General features: G+C 72.6%; 23 protein-coding genes. 12 read left to right on the top strand and 11 right to left on the bottom strand.

Annotated elements, in window-relative coordinates; translation table 11 throughout:
* Positions 1 to 218: 218 nt before the first annotated feature.
* The 7 genes from paaZ to GQQ93_RS03295 all read right to left on the bottom strand — a co-directional run bounded on the left by paaZ (position 219) and on the right by GQQ93_RS03295 (position 7063).
* Positions 219 to 2297, bottom strand: coding sequence for a phenylacetic acid degradation bifunctional protein PaaZ (paaZ, locus tag GQQ93_RS03325; RefSeq protein WP_157422829.1), 2079 nt, complete (start codon positions 2295 to 2297; stop codon positions 219 to 221).
* 17 nt (positions 2298 to 2314) lie between these two features.
* Positions 2315 to 3205, bottom strand: a complete 891-nt coding sequence (locus GQQ93_RS03320; RefSeq protein WP_281349869.1) for a 3-hydroxyacyl-CoA dehydrogenase family protein — start codon at positions 3203 to 3205, stop codon at positions 2315 to 2317.
* Positions 3202 to 3951: an enoyl-CoA hydratase/isomerase family protein gene (locus GQQ93_RS03315; RefSeq protein ID WP_157422828.1), complete on the bottom strand. Its 750-nt coding sequence runs from the start codon at positions 3949 to 3951 to the stop codon at positions 3202 to 3204. The genes GQQ93_RS03320 and GQQ93_RS03315 overlap by 4 nt, the downstream gene beginning before the upstream one ends.
* A complete protein-coding gene (locus GQQ93_RS03310; RefSeq protein ID WP_157422827.1) occupies positions 3951 to 5147 on the bottom strand; it encodes a thiolase family protein in 1197 nt (398 codons plus the stop codon). The genes GQQ93_RS03315 and GQQ93_RS03310 overlap by 1 nt, the downstream gene beginning before the upstream one ends.
* 154 nt (positions 5148 to 5301) lie before the next feature.
* Entirely contained in the window at positions 5302 to 5862 is a 561-nt protein-coding gene (locus tag GQQ93_RS03305) for a hypothetical protein (RefSeq protein WP_157422826.1), read from the bottom strand.
* A gap of 8 nt (positions 5863 to 5870) precedes the next feature.
* Positions 5871 to 6284, bottom strand: a complete 414-nt coding sequence (locus tag GQQ93_RS03300) for a DUF4383 domain-containing protein (RefSeq protein ID WP_157423358.1) — start codon at positions 6282 to 6284, stop codon at positions 5871 to 5873.
* Between the two features lie 116 nt (positions 6285 to 6400).
* Entirely contained in the window at positions 6401 to 7063 is a 663-nt protein-coding gene (locus tag GQQ93_RS03295) for a fasciclin domain-containing protein (protein ID WP_170296108.1), read from the bottom strand.
* A 141-nt stretch (positions 7064 to 7204) separates the two neighbouring features.
* Between GQQ93_RS03295 and GQQ93_RS03290 the strand changes: the two genes are divergently transcribed.
* The 3 genes from GQQ93_RS03290 to GQQ93_RS03280 all read left to right on the top strand — a co-directional run bounded on the left by GQQ93_RS03290 (position 7205) and on the right by GQQ93_RS03280 (position 10406).
* Entirely contained in the window at positions 7205 to 8941 is a 1737-nt protein-coding gene (locus tag GQQ93_RS03290) for a cytochrome c biogenesis protein CcdA (RefSeq protein WP_157422825.1), read from the top strand.
* 65 nt (positions 8942 to 9006) lie between these two features.
* Positions 9007 to 9597, top strand: a complete 591-nt coding sequence (gene sigK, locus GQQ93_RS03285) for an ECF RNA polymerase sigma factor SigK (protein WP_157422824.1) — start codon at positions 9007 to 9009, stop codon at positions 9595 to 9597.
* A complete protein-coding gene (locus tag GQQ93_RS03280) occupies positions 9594 to 10406 on the top strand; it encodes an anti-sigma factor (protein ID WP_157422823.1) in 813 nt (270 codons plus the stop codon). The genes sigK and GQQ93_RS03280 overlap by 4 nt, the downstream gene beginning before the upstream one ends.
* 112 nt (positions 10407 to 10518) lie before the next feature.
* On the opposite strand, the gene GQQ93_RS03275 is transcribed toward GQQ93_RS03280, so the two are convergent.
* A complete protein-coding gene (locus tag GQQ93_RS03275) occupies positions 10519 to 11247 on the bottom strand; it encodes a hypothetical protein (RefSeq protein WP_157422822.1) in 729 nt (242 codons plus the stop codon).
* A 182-nt stretch (positions 11248 to 11429) separates the two neighbouring features.
* A complete protein-coding gene (locus GQQ93_RS03270) occupies positions 11430 to 13691 on the bottom strand; it encodes a DEAD/DEAH box helicase (RefSeq protein ID WP_157422821.1) in 2262 nt (753 codons plus the stop codon).
* Positions 13692 to 13962: 271 nt separating this feature from the next.
* On the opposite strand from GQQ93_RS03270, the gene GQQ93_RS03265 reads away from it, so the two are divergent.
* From GQQ93_RS03265 to GQQ93_RS03235, 7 genes are all read left to right on the top strand, one after another.
* Positions 13963 to 14490 (top strand): GNAT family N-acetyltransferase, encoded by a 528-nt coding sequence (locus GQQ93_RS03265; RefSeq protein WP_157422820.1) that lies wholly within the window; start codon positions 13963 to 13965, stop codon positions 14488 to 14490.
* Positions 14491 to 14575: 85 nt separating this feature from the next.
* On the top strand, positions 14576 to 15616 hold the full coding sequence (locus GQQ93_RS03260) for an alpha/beta hydrolase (RefSeq protein WP_170296107.1): 1041 nt from the start codon (positions 14576 to 14578) through the stop codon (positions 15614 to 15616).
* 113 nt (positions 15617 to 15729) lie between these two features.
* Positions 15730 to 16092 carry a YciI family protein gene (locus GQQ93_RS03255; protein WP_157422818.1) on the top strand — a complete coding sequence of 121 codons (363 nt, stop codon included), beginning with the start codon at positions 15730 to 15732 and terminating at the stop codon, positions 16090 to 16092.
* Positions 16082 to 17326, top strand: coding sequence for an RNA polymerase sigma factor (locus tag GQQ93_RS03250; protein ID WP_157422817.1), 1245 nt, complete (start codon positions 16082 to 16084; stop codon positions 17324 to 17326). The genes GQQ93_RS03255 and GQQ93_RS03250 overlap by 11 nt, the downstream gene beginning before the upstream one ends.
* A gap of 84 nt (positions 17327 to 17410) precedes the next feature.
* Entirely contained in the window at positions 17411 to 18784 is a 1374-nt protein-coding gene (locus tag GQQ93_RS03245; RefSeq protein ID WP_170296106.1) for a sensor histidine kinase, read from the top strand.
* Positions 18781 to 19455 carry a response regulator gene (locus GQQ93_RS03240; RefSeq protein ID WP_157422815.1) on the top strand — a complete coding sequence of 225 codons (675 nt, stop codon included), beginning with the start codon at positions 18781 to 18783 and terminating at the stop codon, positions 19453 to 19455. The genes GQQ93_RS03245 and GQQ93_RS03240 overlap by 4 nt, the downstream gene beginning before the upstream one ends.
* A gap of 89 nt (positions 19456 to 19544) precedes the next feature.
* Positions 19545 to 20918 carry an acyltransferase family protein gene (locus tag GQQ93_RS03235; RefSeq protein ID WP_157422814.1) on the top strand — a complete coding sequence of 458 codons (1374 nt, stop codon included), beginning with the start codon at positions 19545 to 19547 and terminating at the stop codon, positions 20916 to 20918.
* On the opposite strand, the gene GQQ93_RS03230 is transcribed toward GQQ93_RS03235, so the two are convergent.
* Positions 20849 to 21334, bottom strand: a complete 486-nt coding sequence (locus GQQ93_RS03230; protein WP_157422813.1) for a hypothetical protein — start codon at positions 21332 to 21334, stop codon at positions 20849 to 20851. The genes GQQ93_RS03235 and GQQ93_RS03230 overlap by 70 nt on opposite strands.
* Before the next feature lie 182 nt (positions 21335 to 21516).
* Between GQQ93_RS03230 and GQQ93_RS03225 the strand changes: the two genes are divergently transcribed.
* Positions 21517 to 22506 (top strand): YihY/virulence factor BrkB family protein, encoded by a 990-nt coding sequence (locus GQQ93_RS03225; RefSeq protein ID WP_157422812.1) that lies wholly within the window; start codon positions 21517 to 21519, stop codon positions 22504 to 22506.
* Positions 22507 to 22537: 31 nt separating this feature from the next.
* Here GQQ93_RS03225 and GQQ93_RS03220 read toward each other — a convergent pair whose 3' ends face one another.
* Positions 22538 to 23605, bottom strand: coding sequence for a YeiH family protein (locus GQQ93_RS03220; RefSeq protein WP_157422811.1), 1068 nt, complete (start codon positions 23603 to 23605; stop codon positions 22538 to 22540).
* 70 nt (positions 23606 to 23675) lie between these two features.
* Between GQQ93_RS03220 and GQQ93_RS03215 the strand changes: the two genes are divergently transcribed.
* A partial coding sequence (locus GQQ93_RS03215) for a LysR family transcriptional regulator (RefSeq protein WP_157422810.1) occupies positions 23676 to 24560 on the top strand: 885 nt, incomplete at its 3' end.

Raw genomic sequence — 24560 nt, 5'->3', positions numbered from 1 at the left:
ACAGCTCGTTCGAACGCGGAAGTCGTGACGCCCGCTCCGACCGGAGGGTGCCGCCCGGAGTTCGCGACGGCCGGTCAGCGGTGCCTCCACTCCCGCGCCTCGGTACTTCGGCACTCCGGTACCGCTCCCCTGGAACGAGAAGTCCCCGAGTGTGAACCACGGTGGCGACCGCGACAGCGACAGCGACAGCGACGCCGCTATCGCCGTCACGGCGCACCTCACGCAGCCGGCGCCTGCTCCTTCGCGACGAGCGTCAGCACGTCGTACGAGGCCACGAGCTCGTCGTTCTGGTTGCGCAGCACCGCGTCCCACCGCACCTCGCCGTACTCGTCGGTCTCGCGCGGGGTGATCTGCTTGGCCGTGAGCTCGACGCGGATCGCGTCGCCGGGCGACACGGGCGTCACGAAGCGCAGGTTCTCGAGGCCGTAGTTCGCGAGCACCGGGCCCGGTGCCGCGTCGACGAAGAGCCCGGCCGCCCACGAGACGAGCAGGTACCCGTGCGCGACCCGGCCCGGGAAGAACGGGTTGGCCGCCGCGGCCTCCTCGTCCATGTGGGCGTAGAAGGTGTCGCCGGTGAAGTTCGCGAAGGTCTCGATGTCGTCGAGCGTCACCGTGCGCGAGCCGCTCACGACCTGGTCGCCGAGGCGCAGCTCTGCGAGCGACTTGCGGAACGGGTGCTCGCCGCCGGGCTGCGAGGCGGCCCCCGCATGCCACACCCCCGTGAGCGCCGTGAGCATCTCGGGCGAGCCCTGCACGGCGGTGCGCTGCATGTGGTGCAGCACGGCACGAATGCCGCCGAGCTCCTCACCACCGCCGGCGCGGCCGGGGCCGCCGTGCACGAGGTTCGGCAGCGGCGAGCCGTGACCGGTCGAGCTGCGGGCGTCGTCGCGGTCGAGGAAGAGCACCCGGCCGTTGTACGCGGCGATGCCCGAGGCGAGTTCGACCGCGACCTCGGGGTCGTGGGTCGCGACGCTCGTGACGAGCGAACCGCCACCACGGGCGACGAGCGCCGAGGCCTCCGCGAGCGAGCCGTAGCCGACGATCGACGACACCGGGCCGAAGGCCTCGACCTCGTGCAGGGCCGGGCTCGCGGCATCCGCGAATCGCAGCAGCATCGGCGCGACGAAGGCGCCGTCGGGCGCCGCGCCGGTCGAGCCGTCAGCGAGTGCGACCGTCGGGGCATCCGTCGAACCGATCACGAGCTCGCCGCCCGCGGCGGTGAGCCGGCCGACCTGGCGCAGCACCTCGTCGCGCTGGGCAGTCGAGGCGAGCGGACCCATGGTGACGCCCTCGGCGCGCGGGTCTCCGACGACGACCCGCTCGGCGATGCGCGCGCGCACCGCATCGATGACGGCGTCGACCGAGCCCTCGGGCACGATCGCCCGGCGGATCGCGGTGCACTTCTGCCCCGCCTTCGTCGTCATCTCGACGACGAGCTGCTTGACGTAGGCGTCGAACTCGGGGGTGCCGGCGACCGCGTCGGTGCCGAGCACGCTCGCGTTGATCGAGTCGGTCTCGCTCGTGAAGCGCACCCCGCCGGTCTGCACGGCGTCGTGCGCGCGCAGCCGCTCGGCCGTCGACGCCGAACCCGTGAACGCGACGAGGTCGCCGAGCCGCAGGTGATCGAAGAGCGTGGGCACGCTGCCCGAGACGAGCTGCAACGAGCCCTCGGGAAGCAGGCCCGACTCGGCGAGGATCCGCACGAACGCCTCGGCGAGGTAGCCGGTCGGGGTGGCGGGCTTCACCACGGTGGGCATGCCGGCGAGGAAGGCGGGCGCGAACTTCTCGAGCGAGCCCCACACCGGGAAGTTGAAGGCGTTGATCTGCACGGCCACCCCGGGCAGGCGGGTGTAGATATGCCGGCCGAGGAATGAGCCGTCCTTCGAGAGGTTCTCGACGGCACCGTCGAGGTACACCCTGGCGTTCGGCATCTCGCGGCGGCCCTTGCCCGAGAAGGTGAAGAGCACACCGATGCCGCCGTCGATGTCGACCCAGGAGTCCTGCTTGGTGGCGCCGGTGCGGCTCGACAGCGCGTACAGCTCGGCCTTGCGCTCGGTCAGCACGAGGGCCATCTGCTTCAGCAGCACGGCGCGCTGGTGGAAGGTGAGTGCACCGAGCGAGGCCTGGCCGACGGTGCGCGCGTACTCGAGTGCTGCGCCGAGGTCGAGTCCCTCGGTCGACACCCGCGCGACGACCTCGCCGGTCGAGGCGTCGCGCACCTCGGTCGCGGCCCCCTCGGCGGAGGCGTCGGGCGTCCACCATTCGCCGTTGACGTAGCTCGGCAGCATCTCGGTCATCGTGTTCCCTTCATGCCTCACGAGGCATCCCACTGGTAGAAGCCCTCGCCGCTCTTGCGGCCGAGCTTGCCCTCGGCGACCATGCGTCGCAGCAGGGCGGGCGGTTCGAAGCGGTCGCCGAGCGTCTGCGCGAGGTACTCGGCGATGCCGAGCCGCACGTCGAGCCCGACGAGGTCGGTCAGCTTCAGCGGCCCGACGGGGTGCTTGTAGCCGAGGGTCATCGCGGCGTCGACGTCCTCGGCCGAGGCGACGCCCTCCTCGAGCATGCGGATCGCCTCGAGCCCGAGCATGACGCCGAGGCGCGACGAGGCGAACCCCGGGGCATCCGCGACGACGATGGGCGTCTTGCCGATCGCGCGCACCCAGCCGCGCGCCTCGTCGACGAGCGCCGGGTCGGATGCCTCGCCGCGCACGATCTCGACGAGGGTCGACGCCGGCACGGGGTTGAAGAAGTGCATGCCGACGAAGCGCGCGGGCCGGTCGAGCAGGGCGGCGAGCTGGTCGATCGAGATCGACGAGGTGTTCGAGGCGAGGGCCGCCTCGGGGCCGAGCACCCGCTCGACGCGGGTGAGGGCGTCGAGCTTCAGCTCGAGGTCTTCGGGCACGGCCTCGACGACGAGCCCGCAGCTCGCGAAGTCGGCGACCTCGGTGCTCGTGGCGAAGCGGGCGGCATACGCCGCGGCATCCTCGTCGGCGGTGCCGCGCGCGACTGAGGCCTCGACCGAGTCGAGCACGCGCTGCGCGGCCGCCGCGGCGGCGTCGGCGTCGCGCTCGACGACCGTGACGCGGGAGCCCGCGAGCAGGAACGCGTGCGCGATGCCCGCGCCCATGCGACCGCCGCCGAGCACGCCGACGGCGGCGGGGGCGCCTGCCGCCGTCGCCGGACCCTGTTCGTGCACGTCGCTCACTTCTGCTTCCTCTCGAGGAACTCGGTCATCCGCCGCATCTTCTCGGGGCTCTCGAAGAGCACGGCCTGCTCCTCGAGGTCGACGGCGGGGTGCGCTTCGCGCGGCGCGCGGAACACCCGCTTCGTCGCCATCGTCGCGGCGCGGTCGTTGCGGGCGATCCGGTCGGCGATCGCGTGCGCGGCGGGCAGCAGTTCGTCGGCGGGGTGCACCTCGCCGACGAGCCCGATCTCGCGCGCCTCCTCGGCACCGATGACGCGGCCGGTGAGCAGCAGCTCGATCGCCCGGGCGTCGCCCACGATCTCTTTGAGACGCCAGCTCGCGCCGGCCGCCGCGATGATGCCGAGGCCGGTCTCGGGGTTGCCGATCTTGAGCGAGGGCGTCGCGATGCGGATGTCGGCCGCGTACGCGAGCTCGGCGCCGCCACCGAGGGCGTAGCCGTCGAGCGCGGCGATCACCGGCATCGGCAGCAGCGCGATGCGCACGAAGGCGTTCGCGTTGATGCCGGCGCGGGCGTCGTCGGCACGGCGATCGCGGAGCTGGGAGATGTCGGCGCCCGAGGCGAACACTCCCCCGGCGCCGGTGAGGATGAGCGTGCGCGGGATCGCCTCGAGCTCGGCGCAGAGCACGTGCAGGGCGTCGATCGTCGACTGGTCGATCGCGTTGCGCTTGTCGGGCCGGTTGAGCGTGGCGACCACGCGGTCGTCGTGCCGTTCGACGAGCAGCGGCCCCGTGGCATCCGCCCGCATCAGACGCGCTCCACGATGAGGGCGCTGCCCTGTCCGACGCCGACGCACATGGTGGCGAGGCCGTAGCGCGAGCCCTCGCGCTCCATGCGGCCGAGCAGCGTCACGACGAGGCGCGAGCCCGACGAGCCGAGCGGATGCCCCAGGGCGATCGCACCGCCGTCGCCGTTCACCCGCTCGGGGTCGAGCCCGAGGCGGCGCATCGAGGCGAGCGACTGCGTCGCGAACGCCTCGTTGAGCTCGACCGAGCCGATGTCGTCGAGGTCGATCCCGGCACGCTCGAGCGCCTTCTCGGTCGCGGGAACCGGGCCGAGGCCCATGATCTCGGGGGCGAGGCCCGCCGAGGCGCCGACGACGATGCGCGCTCGGGGCGTGAGCCCGTAGCGTTCGACGGCCGCGCCGCTCGCGACGAAGATCGCGCTCGCACCGTCGTTCAGGGCGCTCGAGTTGCCGGCGGTCACGACCGAGCCGCCCGGGACGACGGGCCGGAGCCCGGCGAGCACCTCGAGGGTGGTCTCGGGGCGGGGGCCCTCGTCGACGAGCACCTCGCCGCGGTGCGTCGGCACGCCGACGATCTCGGCCTCGAAGCGCCCGGCCGCGATGGCCGCGACGGCCCGCTGCTGCGATCGCAGGGCGAAGGCGTCGGCCTCGTCGCGGGTGATGCCGTCGACCCGGGCGACCTCCTCGGCCGTCTCGGGCATCGAGAAGGTGGCCTTGTCGCGGGCGAGCAGCTTCGGGTTCGGGAACCGCCAGCCGATCGAGGTGTCGTACTGCGCACCCGGCTTGGCGAAGGCCCGCTCGGGCTTCTGCTGCACCCAGGGCGCACGGGTCATCGACTCGACGCCGCCCGCGAGGACGAGGTCGGCATCGCCCGCGCGCACCGCCTGCGCGGCCATGGTGATGGCCGACATGCCCGAGGCGCAGAGGCGGTTCACGGTGACGCCCGGCACCTCGTCGGGCAAACCGGCGAGCAGCACGGCCATGCGGGCGACGTTGCGGTTGTCCTCGCCGGCCTGGTTGGCCGCGCCGAGGATGACCTCGTCGATCGCGCCGAGCTCTCCGGCGACGTCGAGCCCTGCGCGCCGCACGGCCTCGCCGACGACGAGCGCCGCGAGGTCGTCGGGTCGCACGCCTGCAAGCGCGCCGCCGTAACGGCCGACCGGGGTGCGCACCCCGCCGACGAGGTAGGCCTCTGCCATGTCCACTCCTGACCGCACTGTCTTCGAGAACGCTGCTCCCAGCGTAGGCAGGGGTTCGCGGCATCCGCACGGTCGGAATTCCTGACCGACCGTTCAGGAAGTAATTATGGCAAACGGATGCCCCGTCCGCCACTCGGCGGCCGGGGCGAGCCACTCACGGGTGCTGGTGGCCCGTGCCGTGCAGCTCGCCATGCGGCACCGCGAGCTCGCCCGCAGCGGTGCCGGCGAGCGCGGGGGTCGCGAGCGCCGCGACGAGGGCGGCACCGGCGACGAGGCCGATCGCCGGGCGCCTCGGCGGCAGGGCGGTGCGCCGGCGGCGACGCAGCCGCCGGATCTCGACCGCTGCCCCCACGGCCACGACGATGGCGAAGAGCCCTGCGGCGAGCATGGGCAGCACTGCCACGCCGAGCTCGGCCGCCGCGCCGGTGGCGAGCAGGGCGCCCGGCGCCCCGAGCACCCCGAGGGAGACCGCGAGTGCCGACCGTGGGGCCACGAGGCTCCCCTTCCGCAACGCGAACACCGCCCAGCCGAGCGCGGCGATGCCGCACCCGGCCAGGACGGCTCCCACCACGACACCGCCGGCACCCGTTCCCCCTGGGCTGCCGGCGGTGCCGCTCACGCCCGCAGCGGTCGCGGTCAGCACGAGCCCGGCGCCGAGGGCGGCGAGCATCGGCCAGCCGCGCACGAAGTCGCGCAGCATCGACCGCACCGCCACGACCGGGCCTACGCCGTCACCGGCCGCGCGTCGCCCGCACGCTCGGTGCCGAGGCCGACCCCGAGCAGCACGAGCGCACTCGCAAGATGCAGGAAGTGGTCGGCGGTGTTCAACGCGAGGATGTTGGCCGCCGTCCCGGCGAGGAAGAAGCCGACGACGCCGAGCAGCAGGTAGGCCGCCCCGACGACCGCGTTGGTCGCCTTCGCTGCGCGTGCGCTCACGAGCCCGGCGATGAGCAGAGCTCCACCGATCAACAGGTGGGCGACGTTGTGCAGCGGGTTGACGGCGAACACCCCGAGCAGCAGGCCGCCCTGGGTCGCGATGAAGTCCATGCCGCCGGTGACGGCGAAGCCGAGCAGGCCGACGAGCAGGTAGACCGCGCCGAAGACGGTACCGACGATGCGGTTCGGTGAGTTGCGAATGAGTTCCTCCTGAAGTGCAGGCGGCGGATGCCGCATGGATGGTGGTGCTGTACCGGTCGCCGCGCCGGCCGGCTCCCGTCGGGCCGGGGGGACGGGCGCGGCGCGGCGACCGGGGCTCACATCGCCGGCATCAGCACCGAGTCGACGAGGTAGACCGTCGCGTTCGCCGTGTGCACGCCGCCGCAGATCACGGCCGCGTCGTTCACCATGAGCTCGTCGCCCGAACCCGTGACCTCGACGGTGCCGCCCTGCACGGTGGTCTGCGTTCCGACCACCTCGTCGGGCGAGAGCTGACCGGGCACCACGTGGTAGGTGAGGATCGAGCTGAGCGTCTCGGTGTCGGTCTTCAGCGACTCGATGGTGGCCGGGTCGATCTTCGCGAAGGCGTCGTCGACGGGCGCGAAGACGGTGAACTCGTCGCCGTTCAGGGTGTCGACGAGGTCGACCTCCGGGTTGAGCTGACCCGACACGGCGGCGACGAGGGTCGTCAGGAGCGGGTTGTTGGATGCCGCCACGGCGACGGGGTCCTGGGACATTCCGACGACGGAACCGGGGCCGTCGGGCACCGTCTCCGCATAGGCCGCGCAGCCGGGGCCGACGAGGTCGGCTGCGGGGTCGACCTCCATGGCCTCCTCACTCGGCGTCGCCTCCTCGGACATGGCGGGCTCGTCGGACTCGGTCGCGGTGCCGCCCATGCTGCACCCGGCGAGGCCGAGTGCGGCGACCGCCGTGATCGAGAACACGGCGAGGGCGGTGCGGGTGCTGCGGATCGATCGCATGGATCTCCTCCTTCGGATCGCGGCCCCGAGCGGGCCGTCACAGGGGATTCGGAGGCGACCCCGACGCGGATTGGAACTTCTTCGACCAATCGGTTCGGCCGTCGGCTCCGAATCACGTTCGACCCACGAAACGAGGAACCCGTGCTCGCTCTCGCTCTCATCGGACTCGCCGGCGGCCTGATCACCGGCATCTCGCCGTGCATTCTGCCGGTACTGCCCGTCATCCTGCTCTCCGGCGGCGCGCAGAGCGCGCGCAGCGGGGCGTCGTCCGCGACCACGGGCGAGATCCGCGCACCGAGCCCCTGGCGCCCCTACCTCGTGATCGCCGGCCTCGTCGTGAGCTTCAGCCTGGTGACGCTCGCCGGATCGTTGCTGCTCGGCCTCCTCGGACTCCCGCAGGACGTGCTCCGCTGGGCCGGCCTCGTCGTGCTCGCCCTGATCGGCATCGGCCTCATCGTGCCCCGCTTCGAGGAACTGCTCGAGAAGCCGTTCTCGTGGATCCCGCGCAAGGCGGTCGGCACCGACCGCGGAGGCTTCGGCCTCGGCTTCGCGCTCGGCGCGGTGTACGTGCCGTGCGCAGGCCCCGTGCTCGCGGCGATCACCGTCGCGGGTTCGACCGGCCGCATCGGCGTCGAGACGGTCGTGCTCACGATCTCCTTCGCGATCGGCGCCGCCGCGCCCCTCCTCTTCTTCGCGCTCGCGGGCCGCCGGATGGCCGAGCGCCTCTCGACCTTCCGGCGTCATCAACGAGGCATCCGCATCGCCGGCGGCATCGTGATGATCGCGCTCGCGGTGGGCCTCGCGTTCAACCTGCCGCAGGCGCTGCAGCGGCTCGTGCCCGACTACACGGCCGATCTGCAGCGCAGCCTCGCGCAATCCGAGGAGGTCACGGAGGCCCTCGATCTCGGCGGCCTCGTCACCGACGAGAACCGCGAGCTGTCGAACTGCACGAACGGTGCGGCCGAACTCGAGTCCTGCGGTGAAGCGCCGTCGATCCGCGGTATCCAGCAGTGGTTCAACACCGCCGACGGCGCGGCGATCGATCTCGACGATCTGCGCGGTCGGGTGGTGCTCATCGACTTCTGGGCATACTCGTGCATCAACTGCCAGCGCTCGATTCCGCACGTCGTCGCCTGGGACGAGGCGTATCGGGAGGCGGGGCTCACCGTCATCGGCGTCCACTCCCCCGAGTACGCCTTCGAGAAGGAGCCCCGCAACGTCGCCGCCGGCATCGAGTCGTTCGGCATCGACTACCCGGTCGCACTCGACAACTCTCTCGCCACCTGGACCAACTACCGCAACCGGTACTGGCCCGCGCACTACCTGATCGACGCCGACGGCACCGTGCGGCAGGTCTCCTTCGGCGAGGGGCACTACGACCGCACCGAGCGGCTGATCCGCGAGCTCCTCGTCGACGCCGACTCCGACGTAGCGCTGCAGTCGCCGACCGACCTCGACGACGACACCCCGCCGGCCGGCTCCACGACGCCCGAGACCTATCTCGGCACCACGAAGCAGGTGAACTTCGCGGGCGACGAGCAGTATCGCCGATCGACGACGACCTTCACCACGCCCGAGGAACAGCCTGCGGACACCTTCTCGCTCGATGGCGAATGGGCGCTCGGCACCCAGTCGATCACGCCCGGCGCAGGCTCGGACGGGGCATCCGTGCACCTGGAATACAGCGCGCGCGAGGTTCGCATGGTCCTCGCCGGCGAGGGGACGGTCATCCTCCGCGAGGGCAGCCAAGTACGTCGGGTCGAGGTCTCGGGCGTGCCGAGATCGTATGCGCTGCACGAGACGGATGCTTCGGCACCCGGCTCGCTCACCGTCGAGATCCCGGTCGGGGTCGAGGCCTTCTCCTTCACGTTCGGATGACCCATGTCCTGGTACCGCGATCGATGCCGCCGCGAAGGAGGGGGCCAGGACCGACGCGCTCTGGCATGCTGGATCCCGTGGTCGACGACGGAGAGCAACTCGAGGTGCGCTCCGCCACGCTCGACGAGCTGCTCGTCGCGACTGCGGCGGGCGACCGTGACGCGTTCAGCCGGTTATACGACGAGACCGCACCCCGCGTCTTCGGGCTGGTCCGCCGAGTGCTCGTCGACGCCGCCCAGGCCGAGGAGGTGACGCAGGACGTGTTCCTCGAGGCATGGCAGACCGCCGCCCGGTTCGATCCCGCCCGGGGCGCTGCGACCGCTTGGCTGTTGACCCTCGCGCACCGTCGCGCCGTCGACCGGGTTCGCTCGGCGCAGGCGTCGCGGGAGCGCGACCTGCGCACCGGCATCCGCGACCTCGAGGTGCCCGTCGACGAAGTCGCAGAGGCGGCCGAGATCGCCGTCGAGCACGAACGCGTGAGCGGCGCGCTCGCCGAGCTCAGCCCTGCCCAGCGTGAATGCCTCGCACTGGCCTACTACGGCGGCTGCACCCAATCCGAGATCGCCGCGCGCCTCGATCTCCCGCTCGGTACGGTGAAGACCCGACTGCGCGATGGCATGATCCGATTGCGCGAACTGCTGGGGGTGACGACATGAGCGGAGCCGATGACCGGCCAGGGAGCGAGTTCGACGAATTGCGCGAGCTCACCCCGGCGTACGCGCTCGGAGCGCTCGACGAACCCGACCGTCTCCGCTTCGAGCACGCGCTCGAGAGCTCGGCCGAGCTGCGGGCCGAGGTCGAGGCGTTCCGCGCTGCCGCCGCGTCGCTCGGCGAGTCACTGCCGCCGCTCGCGCCGCCGCCGGGCCTGAAGGCCGATCTCTTCGCCCGCCTGGACACGGCCCCGCAGGAGCGCCCGGCCGGGGGGTCCGGCCGTCCGCGGTCAGACTATGTCGCGCCGGTCGAGCCCGCGCCGGTCGAGCCTGCGCCGCTCGTCGACGAGCTCGCGGCACGCCGTCGCCGTCGCCGTCTCGCTGCGGTGCTGTCGTCGGCTGCGGCCCTCGTGCTGCTCGTCGTCGGCGTGGTCGTCGGCACGAACTGGGTCGGCCCCAACGGATGGGGGGCGCAGCGCGAGATGACGGCGCTCGCCGAAGCGCCCGACGCCGAGCAGGCCAGTGCCGACGTGCCCGGCGGCGGCGAGGTGACGCTCGTCTGGTCGGCCGAGCAGGGCCGCAGCGCGATCGTCGCCGAGGGCCTCCCCGATGTGGGCGACGAGCACACCTACGAGCTCTGGTACATCGACGAGTCCGGCGCGGTCTCGGCCGGGACGTTCGATGTGCGGGGCGACGAGGCCTGGCGCCTCCTCGAGGGCGAGTTCGCCTCGGGCACCGCCGTGGGCATCACGGTCGAACCCGCGGGCGGCTCGCCGGAGCCCACGACCGAGCCGATCGCCGTCATCGCCACCTGAGTCGGCATCGCGACACCACGACACCACGACACCACGACACCACGACACCACGACACCACGACACCACGATCAGATCATCGCGGGCGCGTCCTCCGGCCGGCCGCGGTGCGGGTCAGCCCTCGGCGGGCTCCTCGGTGGCCTCGTCGGTGGCCGTGGGCGGAGCGGACGGCGGCCCGAAGAGCACCCACGCACCGGCGTCGCACTGGTAGAAGGCCGAAACCGAGGTGTCGATGTAGACGTCGCCGTCGGCCGTGCAGGTCTCGTCCTGGGGCGTTCCCGCACCGAGGAGGACCTGCGTGCCCGGTGCCCCGGGAGCGCCCGTGGCGCCCGTCTCCCCGGTCGCACCCGTCGCCCCGGTCGCCCCCGTCGCCCCGGTCGCCCCCGTCGCTCCGGTCGCGCCCGTGAGGTTCTCAGCCGCCTCCGCTCGGATGTTGCCGGCGATGGCCCAGTCGCCGTTCTGGAACACGTAGACGTCGGAGCTGGCCATGTCGAGGTAGACGTCGCCCTCGTAGCCTTTGCCGGACTCGGGAGCGCCGGAGCCGGCACGCACGGCCGAGCCCGCCGGGAGGATCTCTTCGAGCGCCTCCTCGTAGGCGGCCTCGTCGACCGTCGGGGTCGGCGTGGCTGCGGCATCCGCGGCGTCGGCCGAACGGGCGAGCGTCGACCCGAGGAACGCCGCGACGAACGAGAGCACGACGATCGCGATGCCGAACCAGATGAGCATCGTGCGGCTGACCGTCGCCGGCGGTGCGGCTGCCGACGCGGCCGGCGGTGCGGACGAAGCCGCCGGTTCGGATGCGTGGGCCGGTTCGGAGTTCTGCGCGGCGCCGGGATCACTCATGCTCGACCTCCAGGTCTCACGCCGGAACCCGGTCGCCGAGACGACGACCCCGCGCGTCGCGCCCATCGTATCGATGCGGCCCGCCGCGCGACGGACGACCCGCCCTGCTCGCACCCCGAGGTGCCGGAACGACGAGGGCCCGCATCCATCGGATGCGGGCCCTCGGCTCGGTCGGTCGCGACTCAGACGGCGGTCTGCTCCGCGGCATCCTCGGTCTCGATGGCTTCGATCGTGTCGACGACCTCGACGGTCTCGACAACCTCGACGGCCTCGACGGCCTCGACGAACGCTTCGCGCGCGAGTTCGCCGTGCAGGTCGTCGCCGAGTCGCACGTCGACGAAGTCGACGTCGATCTCGGCGCGGTCGAGCAGCTCGCTCAGGCGGCGCTGGCGGTTGCGCGGAATGAGGGTCACGACGCGGCCCTGCTTGCCGGCGCGGCCGGTGCGGCCGGCGCGGTGCAGGTACGTCTTGTACTCGTCGGGGGCGTCGGCTTGGATCACCAGGTCGATGTCGTCGACGTGGATGCCCCGGGCTGCGACGTCGGTCGCGACGAGCACGTCGACCCGGCCGCTCGTGAGCTGCTGCAGGTTACGGGTGCGGCGAGACTGGTTGAGGTCGCCGTGCAGGGCGACGGCACGGATGCCGCGGTCCTCGAGGTGGTCGGTGAGGTCCTCGGCGAAGGCGCGGGTGCGGCTGAAGACGAGCGTCTTGCCCTCGCGGTTCGCGAGCTCGGCGACGATGTCGCGCTTGTCGCGGTTCTCGATGACGAAGACGCGGTGGTCGATCGTCGAGGAGGCCTGGTCTTCACCGGCGACCTCGTGCACGGCCGGGTCGACGAGGAACTCGTCGACGAGCGTCGCCACGCCCTTGTCGAGGGTCGCCGAGAAGAGCAGCTTCTGGCCGCCCTCGGCGGTGCGTCGGATGATGCGCTGCACCGGCTCGAGGAAGCCGAGGTCGCACATGTGGTCGGCCTCGTCGAGCACCGTGATGACGACCTCGGAGAGGTCGAGGCGGCCCTGCTCGATGAGGTCCTCGATGCGGCCGGGGGTGCCGATCACGATGTCGACGCCGCGCTGCAGCGCACCGACCTGGCGCCCCTGGGGAACGCCGCCGTAGATCTGCGTGGTGAAGAGGCCGACGCTCTGCGCGATGGGCTGCACGGTGCGGTCGATCTGCAGGGCGAGTTCACGGGTCGGCGCGAGGATGAGCGCGCGGGGCTTGCGGCCCATCTGGCGACGGCCGCCGGCCTTGCCGGAGGCGGACCAGAGCTGCATGAGCCGCTCGACGGCGGGGGCGCCGAAGGCGATCGTCTTGCCCGAGCCGGTCTTGCCGCGGCCGAGCACGTCGCGACCCTCGAGCACGACGGGGATCGTCGCAGCCTGGATCGGGAACGGCGACACGGCGCCGAGCTGTCCGAGCGCGGCGACGACGTTGCCGCCGAGGCCGAGGTCGCCGAAGCTCACGCCGTCGACGGCGTCGGCCTGAATGGCCTGGGCCTCGAGACGCTCGAGCACGACGTCGTCGTTCGCCGAGAAGCGCGGGGCCTCGTCGCGAGCCGGGTAGAAGTTCGAGGGGCGACGGCCCGAGTCCTGGAAGCCGGGACGGTCGAACTCACGGCGCGGGCCGCGGTCGTTGCGGTCGAAGGAACGTGCGGGACGCTCATCACGATCGAAGCGACGGGGAGCCCGGTCGTCGCGGTCGTACGAACGCGCCGGACGATCGTTGCGGTCGAACGAGCGAGCAGGACGGTCGTTGCGGTCGTTCCGATCGAACGAACGAGCCGGGCGCTCGTCGCGGTCGAAGGAACGCGCAGGACGCTCATCACGATCGAAGCGGCGGGGAGCCCGGTCGTCGCGATCGTACGAACGCGCCGGACGGTCGTTGCGGTCGAACGAGCGAGCAGGACGGTCGTTGCGGTCGTTCCGATCGAACGAACGAGCCGGACGGTCATTGCGATCGTTGCGGTCGAACGAGCGAGCAGGACGCTCGTCGCGGTCGAAGCGACGCGGCGCACGCTCGTCGCGATCGTACGAACGAGCCGGACGGTCGTTGCGGTCGTTGCGGTCGAACGAACGGGCCGGACGTTCGTTGCGGTCGAACGAGCGCGGGGCGCGGTCGTCGCGATCGTACGAACGCGCGGGACGGTCCTCCCGGTAGTGCGGGCGGGCCGGGCGGTCGCCGTACTCGCGGCGGGGGGCGCGGTCGTCGCGGTCGTTCGCGGCACGGCCCTCACGGTCGGCGCGGTGGGGGGTGCGGCCCGAGGCGACGCGCTCGTCACGCGACCAGCGCTCCTTGCGGGGCGACTCCTCCTCGGGGCGGTAGCCGCGGTGGCCGGGGCTGCGCGAGCCGGTCTTCTGGGCGCCGCGGCCCTTGCCGCCCTTCGCGTACGAGGGGTCGAAATTGGCGGCCGGTCGGCCGCCCTTGGGCTTCTTGTTCTTGGGCATGGTGGTGACTTCCTGGGTTGTACTCGATGTACATGGCAGCGCCACTGCGAGCGCAGCACACTGAGAACCCGGAACTTCGTCGACCGGGGCCGTTCACATACGGTGACTATCCGAGACCGAACGTCTCGAAACCGGCCCTACAGACTCACAAACCCATCCGTGCAACGCACGGTGTCCAGAACCGACTCGACCACGATAGCGGAAAACGGCTGGGAAACCCCCGTGCACCGGGCGAAACCTGCGCGAAACGCGCCCCGCCTACGCTCGGCGCATGCAGTCCGAACGACTCCGCTCCGAAGCATCCGTCGCGATCTCGATCGAACCGCCCCGGCAACCCGAGGTGGAGCGCCTCCTCGAGGGCAGCACCGAGTACTCGCGAAGCCTGTACCCGCCCGAGGCCTGCTTCCTGCTCGATGTCGGGCAGCTCGAGCGACCCGACGTGCGGCTGTACGTCGCGCGCGACGCGAGCGGCACCGCCCTCGGCGTCGCCGCGCTCGTCGCCGGCACGGTCGGCGGCGGTGCTGCCGGCTCGGCCGGATCGCCGGCCCGCGGCGAGCTCAAGCGGATGTTCGTCGCCCCGTCGGGTCGCGGACTCGGCGTCGCAGGCGCGCTGCTCGCGCGCATCGAGGCGGATGCCGCGGGGCTCGGCCTCGACGAGATCGTCCTCGAGACGGGGCCGCGGCACCTGGCCGCCCTCGCGCTGTACGAGAAGCACGGCTACCGGCACATCGAGCAGTTCGGCCCGTACGTCGGCGAGCAGTTCAGCGTCTGCATGGCGAAGTCCCTGCGCGTGGGTTAGCATCGCTCCACCCCTGAACCCGGAGCCCGGTGTGAACTCGACCCGACGCACAGGCGGCTCCGGCGACCGCCGCAGGCGGGTCGCAGTGGCCGCGACGGCCGTGACGGCCGCCATCGCGGGCATCGTCGCGCTCTCGGGCTTCCACCAGCAGCTTCGCGAGATCGACCCGCCGGGCTTCGATTCGGCGAGCGAGGTCGCCGGCAACGACCGCGTCGGCATCCGCACCTTCACGCCGCCCGAGGGCATCGTCGTCGACGCCGACCTCGAGTACGGAGTCCGCGAGGACGGCACCCTGCTGACGCTCGACGTCTGCCACCCGGCGACCCCGGTCACCGCGGTCTCCACCGCCGCCGACCTCGGCGATACGGGCACCGGCCCGGCGGTCCCGGCCGAAGCCGGCGCCGCGACCGATGTCGCGCCGAGCCTGCCCGCCGTCGTCTCGATCCACGGCGGCAGTTGGCAGCGCGGCGACAAGGCGAACACCGACTGGCGGAACGTCTGCCGCTGGCTCGCGAGCGAGGGATTCGTCGCCGTCTCGGTCGACTACCGGCTCGTGCCCGACGCGATCTTCCCCTCCGCGATCGACGACGTGGCGCTCGCCGTCGAGTGGCTGCGCGAACCCGAGCAGTTCGAGCGGTTCGGCATCGACCCCGCGCGCATCGGCGCCTTCGGCGGATCGGCGGGCGGCAACCTCGCGGCGCTGCTCGGCACCTCGGGCGAGGGCGCGCTCGACGAGGGATCGCGGGTCGCCGCGGTCGTCGAGCTCTCGGGCCCCGTCGGGCTCGGGGCCGACGAGCTGGCCGCCGACGGGGCATCCGTCTGGCTGCGCAGCATCATCGCGGCGTACCTCGGCTGCGAACCGGGCGTCGACGACGAGCAATGCCCCCAGGCGGCGGATGCCTCGCCCGCGACCCATGCCGACGAGAGCGACCCGCCCGTCTTCATCGGGCACGCCGAAGACGAGATCGTGCCGCTCGGCCAGTCGCAGCGACTCGCCGACGAGCTTCGGAGTGCGGGCGTGCCCGTCGAGTTCGCCGTCGTGCCGGGCGGCGAGCACTCGATCGGCATCCTCGACGAGGCGCTGCGCGTGCGCGTCGCAGCGTTCCTCCACGAGCACCTCGGCTGACAACTCCGCCCGGACGTGAGACATTTCTCCCGAGCTGTCGATTTCGGCGGTGGGGAAATCGTCGTCTGTTCAGGTGAGCCCATCCGGGGCTCTCCACGGGCATGGGAGATGTCATGGCGAAGTACCTGATCCTGATCTACGGCGACGAGCAGCGGTGGGCCGCGATGTCGGCACAGGCCCGCAGCGACCTCGCGGCCGGCCATCGCGCACTGGTCGAGGCGGCCGGGCCGGCTGTTCTCGACACCCGCGAGCTGACGCCCGCCGAGGTCGCGACGACGCTGCGCGCGGGCGCCGATGGGACGGTCACCGTGACCGACGGCCCGTTCCTCGAGACCAAGGAGGCGGTGGGCGGGTTCTACCTGATCGAGGCGAACGACCTCGACGAGGTGATCGGGCTGGCCTCACTGCTCTCCGAGGCCTCGGCCGATCACGGCGGGGTCGAGATCCGCCCGGTGGCGGGCGCCGATGGCCGATGAGGTCGCCGACGCGGTCGCGCGGGCCCATCGTGACGAATGGGTCCGCGTGTTCGCCGCGACCGCCCGCATGACCCGCGATTTCGATCTCGCCGAGGAATGCGCCCAGGACGCGTACGTGCAGGCACTGCAGCACTGGCGGGTCTCGGGCGTGCCCGACCGGCCCGGCGCCTGGCTCACCACCACGGCACGCAACCGGGCACGAGACGAGCTTCGCCGTCGCACGCGGCTTGCGCAGCGACTCCCGGAGCTCGTCGTCGACGAGACGGCGACGGCGCAACCCGACGCGGACGCCTTCGACGACGACCGCCTGCGGCTCGTCTTCACGTGCTGCCATCCGGCGTTGTCCCGCGAGGCGCAGATCGCCCTGACGCTCCGAGTCGTGTGCGGGCTGTCGACCGCCGAGGTCGCCCGTGCCCTGCTCGTGTCGGAGACCACGATGGCGGCGCGCATCACCCGGGCGAAGAAGAAGATCGCCCTGGCGCGCATCGCCTATCGGGTGCCGGCACCCGATCGCCTCGGCGAGCGACTCGGCGCCGTGCTCGACGTCGTCTACCTGATCTTCACGACCGGTCACACCGCACCCGTCGCCGAGCGGCTGGTCCGCCGCGACCTCGTCGACCGCGCGTTGGGCCTCGCGCGACTGCTGCACTCGCTGATGCCGACCGAGTCCGAGGTCGCCGCGCTGCTCGCACTCATGCTGCTCATCGATGCGCGGGCCGGCACCCGGGTCTCCGACTCCGGGCAGCTCGCGCTGCTCGCCGAACAGGATCGGACCCGCTGGGACGGACGGGTGATCGCGGAGGGCATCGGCCTGCTGGTCTCCGCCTTGCAGCAGCGGCCGCCGACCCGATACGCGGTCGAGGCGGCGATCGCCGCCGTGCACGCCGAGGCGCCGAGCTGGGAGCAGACCGACTGGGACGAGATCGTGGGCCTCTACGACCTGCTCGACGAGCGGTGGCCGTCGCCCGTGGTGGCGCTGAATCGGGCGGTCGCCGTGGGACTGCGCGACGGCCCGCAGGCGGGTCTCGACGCGCTGGCACCGTTGGCGGCCGATCCGGTGCTCGCCAGGTACGCCTATCTCAGCGCTGCCCGCGCCGACTTCCTTCGACAGTCGTGCCGATGGACGGAAGCGGCTGCGGCATATCGCGAAGCGCTCGAGCAGACCGACAACGAGGTCGAACGGACCTTCCTCGCCGAACGGCTGGAGGAGACGGTGCGTCGGGGATCGCGATGACGAACCCGTACGCCGGTACCGTCGCGGAAATCGCTCCCCGGGGGGATGCTGCGGGCGACCGACCGTGGCAGGCTGACTCGCATCATGGACACCATCCAGCCCGAGCCGACGAGCGGTCGCCAGGCGGCTTCGCCGCGGGCGCCCGAGCCGCCCGCGCCTCCCGCGCCGTCGACCCCTCCTGCACCGACCGCGCCCGAGTCGCGCACCCGACCCGCGCGGCAGTGGCCGAAGCTGACGCTGGCACGCGCGAGGTCGACTCCGCGCGACCCCGAGCGCCGCTTCCTCGCGTGGCTCTGGGTGGCGACCTCCCTGCTCGCACTGGTGCTGTTCGTCGTCTTCGTGCCGCTCGCGGCGACGATCTACGAAGTCCACCTCCTCGCCGCGTTCGGCACGGGGCTCGCCCTCGCGATCCCGCTGCCGCTCGCGATGCGATTCCCCAAGACCGCCGTCGTCATCGCGACGAGCGGCATCCTCGTGTTCGCCCTGCTCTCCTCGGGCTCCGACGGCGCACCGTGGCCGTGGCCGGTGACGACGATCATCGGCCAGGCCGCGCTGCTGTTCGTGCTCGGCCTGCTGGGCATGAGCTGGCGGGGCATGTTCGTCGCCTGGCTCGCGGGGGTCGTCGTCACGCTGCCGTTCGCGTTCACCGATGCCGGTGCGACCGCGAACGAGATCGCGGCAGCCTCGCTCACCGCGATCGCCCTGCCGGTCTCGCTGCTCGTCGCCCAGTGGCGGGTGATCGCCGGCGAACTCTTCCGCGAGCGCGCCGTCTCCGCGGCGGAGCAGGAGCGCCGGGTGCTCGTCGAGGAGCGCAACCGAATCGCTCGCGAGCTGCACGACGTCGTCGCGCACGGCCTCTCGATCATCCACGTGCAGGCGACGAGCGCACCGTACCGGGTCGAGGGTCTGAGCGACGCGGCTCGCACCGAGTTCGCCGAGATCGCCGACTCGGCACGCACCGCGATGGTCGAGATGCGACAGCTCCTGAGCGTCCTCCGCAGCGCCGAGGCCGAGGCCGAGACCGCACCGCAGCCCGGTCTCGGCGAGCTGCCGGCGCTCGTCGGCTCGGTCGAGCGCGCCGGGGTTCCGGTCACCCTCGACGTCGACCCCGCGCTCCCGGCCGGCGGCCTGGCCGGCACCGCCGCCTACCGGATAGTGCAGGAGGCGCTGAGCAATGTCGTGCGCCATGCGCCCGGTGCGGCGACGCACGTGTCGGTCGAGCTGCTCGGCGATGATCTCGTCGTCGCCGTGGAGAACGAGCCTCCGCCTGCGCCGGTCGAGGGCGAGCCGGCACCGGGTGCCGAGCCGGCCGAACGCACCGGCGGCGGCCACGGCCTCGTCGGCATCGACGAGCGCGCCGCGCTGCTCGGCGGGCGCGCCGAGCACGGCCCCCGGCCCGGCGGCGGATACCGTGTACTCGCGACCCTCCCGCTCGGGTCGGATGGAGGCCAGTGGTGACGATCTCGGTACTCATCGCCGACGACCAGGCGATGGTGCGCGCGGGATTCGCGGCGGTGCTCGCGGCACAGCCCGGCATCGAGGTCGTCGGGCAGGCCGCCGACGGGGTCGAGGCGGTGTCGCTCGCGCACGAGCTGCGCCCCGATGTCGTGCTCATGGACGTGCGGATGCCGCAGCAGAACGGCATCGAGGCGACTCGAGCCCTGCAGACGCCGCCCCGCAGCTCCGACTACGTGCCGCGGGTGCTGATGCTCACCACCTTCGACATCGACGAGTACGTGTACGACGCGCTTCGGGCGGGCGCGAGCGGCTTCCTGCTGAAGGATGCCACGCCCGACGAGCTCGTGCAGGCGGTGCGCGTCGTGGCCGGCGGCGATGCGCTGCTGGCCCCGAGCGTCACCCGGCGGCTCATCGAGGACTTCGCCCGATCGGGCCCGCCGCGGAAGCCCACGGGCAACCGACTCGCCGAGCTCACCGAGCGCGAGCTCGAGGTGCTGACCCTCGTCGGCCGGGGCATGTCGAACTCCGAGATCGCCGCAGCGCTCTTCATCGCCGAGCAGACGGTGAAGACGCACGTCTCGAAGATCCTGCAGAAGCTCGGCCTGCGCGACCGCGTGCACGCGGTGGTGCTCGCGTACGACACCGGTCTCGTCACTCCCTCCGCCGGCTGACGGGCGGCCGGGGCCGGTACCGCGGTACCGCCCGCGAACCGCTCGCCGGGGTGATGCTGCCGACGGCACCGCGTTCGTAGCCTCTCGCCATGAGCCAGACAGTCGAACGTCCGCGGGCGACGACCCGCCCCGAGGCATCCGTTCGCGAACGCGCCGGTGTGCGACGCGATGTCAGCGTGGACGCGGTCCGTGTGATGCTGCTCGCCGTCGTCTTCGCGCTGCACGCGATGATGGTCGGCGTGAGCGTCGGCCCCGACGGGCCGGTGCTCGAGAACGCCCTCGAGCATCAGGCCTGGTTCGGCCCGGTGAGCTGGGTCGTGCAGATCATGCCGCTGTTCTTCATCGTCGGCGGGTTCTCGAGCATCACGCACTGGCGCTCGATGCGTACCCGCGGCGCGAGCGGTGCGGAGTACGTGCGAGCCCGCGTCGAACGCCTCGTGCGCCCCGCGATCGTGCTCGTCGCGGTCGTCGCCGCCGCGCTCGCTGCGCTGTCGCTCGCGGGCGTGCCGGCCGAGACGGTCGGCATCGCCGGGTTCCGCGTCGGGCAGCCGCTCTGGTTCCTCGGCGTCTACCTCGCCGTGTCGGCGCTCGTGCCGACGATGGTGAGGCTGCACGAACGAGCACCGGTGCTCGCCCCGATCGCCCTGCTCGGCGGCGTCGTCGCGGTCGACCTGCTGCGGCTCTCGACGGGGGTCGAACCGATCGGCTACCTCAACCTGCTGCTCGTCTGGCTGCTCGTGCAGCAGCTCGGCTTCCACCTCGCCGACGGCGCCCTCGACGGCCTCGCACGCCGCACCCTCTGGGGCCTCGCCGGCGCATCGCTGACGCTGCTCGCAGTGCTCACGCTCGCCGGGCCCTACCCGGTCGACATGCTCGTGAACCTCAACCCGCCGACCCTGTGCCTCGTCGTGCTCGGCGTCGCGCAGCTCGCGCTGTTCGAGCTCGCCCGCCCGCGCATCCGCGCTTGGGTCGCCGAGCGGGATGCCTCGCGCGCGATCTCGTTCGTCGGCGAACGGGCGATGACCGTCTACCTCTGGCACATGCCGGTGCTCGTGGGCCTCGCGGGTGCGGCGCTCGCCGCGAACGCCGCGCTCGGGCTGGCGCTGCCCGAGCCGCTCACCGCCGGCTGGTGGGCGAGTCGTCCGATCTGGCTCGTCGTCTCGGCGGTCGTGGTGGCGGCGGTCGTACTCGTGTTCGCCCGGTTCGAGCGGGCCGGCGGGCGGCGCGGGCGCGGTTCGGAGGCGGGTGCCCGTACCGGCCCAGGCGCTGCGACGACCGGGCTCGAGGCGATCTGCGCCGTCGGCGGCGTCGCGGTGCTGCTCGTCGCGGGCTTCAGCCCGGGGCCCGCGGTGATCGCGCTCGCCCTCCTGGCTCTCGCGCTCACCCGCCCGGTTCAGCGACCGGCGCCGTCGGCCCGTCGACGGAGTTCGCGGATCTTCAATCGCACGGCGGAGTGCAGGTAGAACAGCCCGAGCAGGATGTTCACGATCTGCCGGATCGCGAAGCCGAGCACGTCGTCCATCGGCAGGTGCTCGATGAGCGGCATGAAGTTGATCGTCGCGAAGGCGATGCCGAACGCGAAGTAGGCCGTGATCGCGAAGCTCGCCGTCGGGCGGTAGGTCGCCTGCCACCACGGCCGCGACGGGTCGAGCTCCTCCTCTTCGGAGCGCAGGCACCTGGCGAGCATGATCCACCAGCCGGCCTCGAGTGCGACCTGCGTGATGGTTCCGCCGAGCCCAGCGCCCGAGAGCCCCGCGATGACCGCGAGCAGCAGGCCGCCCGTGACGAGCACGAAGGCGACCTTCAGCGAGGCCCGGCGCACGCGCAGCGGGTTGAGCTGGTAGGCCGGGGGCCGGTCGGGACGGGGGAGGTCGTACATGGGCTGCGGCTCCGGTCTGTCGTTCGGGTTCGAGTCGAGTGGGCGTCGGTCGCGTGCGGCGGTGGCCGTCGGCATATCTTCGCCCACGAGCGGCGCGGTGTCGAACGCGACCGCCCCGCAACCCCCTGCCGCATGCGGGCGGCACGCCATAGGCTCGGCACTGCCCCGATCGGAGACCGCGCATGCCCGACCACGACTCACCCGTACGGCTGTCGCGCGAGGACTGGCGGGTCATCCTCACCCGCACCGCGCACGAGTACCGCATCAACCAGGTGCAGGACATCGCGGCCGCCCTCACCTTCTACGCGGTGCTCGCGACCCTCCCCGGCCTGCTCGCGGTGCTCGCCGCGATCGGCATCTTCGGCAGCGCCGAGGCCGCGGTCGGCGTGTTCCTCGACGTCGTCGACCAGCTCGGCGGCGACGAGGTCGTCGCCGCCCTTCGCACCCCGCTCGAGCAGCTGCTCGACGCCTCGCACGCGGGCCTCGCCTTCGCGACGGGCCTCGTCGGCCTGATCTGGGCGACGTCGGGCTACGTCGGCTCCCTCGGCCGTGGCCTGAACCGCCTCTACGGCGTCGACGAGGGCCGCCCGTTCTGGGCGATGCGACCGGCGATGCTCGCGGTCTCGGCCGTCGTCGTGGTGCTCGCGACGCTCGCGGCGATCGGTCTCGTCGTGTCGGGGCCGGTGGCCGAGGCGCTCGCCCGCACGCTCGGCCTCGACGAGGGCGTCGCCTTCTGGTGGGATCTCGGCAAGGTGCCGGTGCTCGCGGCGATCGGCATCGCCATGATCGCGCTCCTCTACTGGGCGGCCCCGAACGTGAAGCGACGGCACCTGCGCTGGTTCAGCATCGGCGCGGTCGGCGCACTGCTCGCCTGGGTGATCGTCACCGCGCTGTTCGGCCTGTACGTCTTCGGCATCGGCGCGTTCCAGCGCAACTACGGCGTCCTCGGCGGGGCGATCGCGTTCCTGCTCTGGGTGTGGCTGTCGAACCTCGCGCTGCTGTTCGGCGGCGTGCTCGACACCGAGGTCGAACGCGCCCGCCAGTTGCGCGCTGGTGTCATCGCCGAGGAGCGGGTGCAGCTGCCGCTCCGCGACGACCGCGTCATCGCCGAGAACCGCGAGCAGCGCCAGCGCGACGAGCAGGCCTCGCGTCACCTGCGCCTCGAGGACTGATCGGCGGGGGGCGCCTGCCCCTCCCCTCCCCTCAGCCGACGAGCGCGACCCCGGCGAGCGCGATGCCGGCGACGACGACCGTCGACGCCCCGGCGAGAACGAAGGGGCGCACGCCGACCCGCCGGAACATGCTGAACCGCACGCCCGTGCCGAGCGCGAACATCGCGGCGGCGAGCAGGATCGTCTGCGCGACGCCCGCGCCGACGACGACGGCGGGCGGCACGATGCCGAGCGAGCGGATCGCGACCATCACGATGAAGCCGACGACGAAGAGCGGCACGAGCGGCGGGCGCTTCACGGCACGACGGCCGCCCGGGGCATCCGCACCGCTCTCGAACTCGGCCTTCGCGAGCGCCCGACGCTGCTGCAGGCCGATGACGGCCATCACGGGGGCGAGCATGAGTACGCGCGCGAGCTTCACGACGACCGCGACGCCGAGCGCGGTGCCGCCGAGTGCGCCGCCGACGGCGACGACCTGCGCGACCTCGTGGATCGACCCGCCGGCCCACATTCCGGCCTGCCGATCGTCGAGGCCGATGAGGCCCGCGACGAAGGGCACGAGCGGGATCATGAGCGTGCCGAAGATGACGACGAGGGCCACGGCGGTGACGACCTCCTCCTCTTCGGCGTCGACGACCCCGTCGACTGCGGCGACCGCGGCCGCGCCGCAGATCGAGAATCCGCAGGCGATGAGCAGGCGCTGGGTCGCGCCGATTCCGAGCCAACGGCCGATGAGGAGGGTCGCGGCGATGCCGCCGACGACGATCGCGATCACGACGGCGATCATGCCGGGCCCGAGGGCGAGGATGTCCCCGAGCACGAGTTGCAGGCCCAGCAGCACGATCCCGAGGCGGAGCAGCGGCTTCGCCGCGAACGCGAGCCCGGGCTCGAGCCGCGGCGAGAGGGGCACGAGGTTGCGCAGGAGCACGCCGAGCACGATCGCCGTGAGCAGCGCGCTGAGGGTGGGGAGGACGAGCGTCGCGGCGAGCGCGAGGCCCGCGGCGGCGGCGCAGAGCGCCAGGCCGGGGCCGAGCAGCCGGATCCGGGCGACGACCCGCTCGGTGAGGGAGCGCGTCGGCGGTGGTGCGGGGTGGAGCATGCCTCCACACTCGCAGCGCGGTCACGCCTCCGGTAGCCGTCGTTCAGGCATCGAGGCATATCATTCAGATATGCCCACTCGCTGGCCGGAGCTGCCCGTGCTCGAACTGCTCGCCGCCGTGGGCGTGCACGGCAGCCTCGGCGCCGCCGCCCGCGCCGTCGGCATGGCGCAGCCCAATGCGAGCCGCTCGCTCGCGAACCTCGAGCGCAACCTCGGGCTCACGCTCGTCGAACGCCACCCCCGCGGCTCGCGGCTCACGGCCGACGGCCTCGTCGTCGCCGAACTCGCCGGGCGCCTCGTCGACGGCGCCGCCGAACTGCTCGCGACCGCCACCGCGCTGCGCGAACGGCACGAGGCCCGGCTCGACCTCGCGGCGAGCCTCACCGTCGCCGAGTACCTGCTGCCCGCGTGGATCGCGGGGCTCCGGCACGCCCACCCCGAGCTCGACGTCAGGGTGCGCGTCGAGAACTCGAGCCAGGTGTTCGAGCTGCTGGCGGCTCGCGAGATCGAGCTGGGCTTCGTCGAATCGCCGTCGGTGCCGCACGGACCGCGCAGCCGCATCGTCGCGCGCGACCGGCTCGTCGTGGTCGTCGCCCCCACCCACCCGTGGACGAGGCGCACCCACGTCACCGCGGCCGAACTCGCCGCAACGCCGCTCGTCACCCGCGAGGCCGGATCGGGCACCCGCTCGACGCTCGCCGAGGCGCTCGGCCCGGCGACGGGTGCAGAGGGGCACGAGCTCGCCGCCCCGGCGATGGTGCTCTCGAGCAACGCCGCCGTGCTCATCTCGGCGGCATCCGGCGCCGGGCCCGCCGTGCTCAGCGAGCTCGCCGCGCGCCCGTGGGTCGCGCGCGGCGAGCTCGTCGAGGTGCCGGTCGACGGGCTCGACCTGCGCCGTCGGCTCCGGGCGGTGTGGCGAGCCGGCGAGCCGCTGTCGGCGCCCGCGGCCGCCCTG

It is taken from the genome of Agromyces lapidis, assembly GCF_009749405.1.
In the GTDB taxonomy this organism is placed as follows: domain Bacteria; phylum Actinomycetota; class Actinomycetes; order Actinomycetales; family Microbacteriaceae; genus Agromyces; species Agromyces lapidis.
This window is presented reverse-complemented; position numbering and strand designations above follow the sequence as displayed.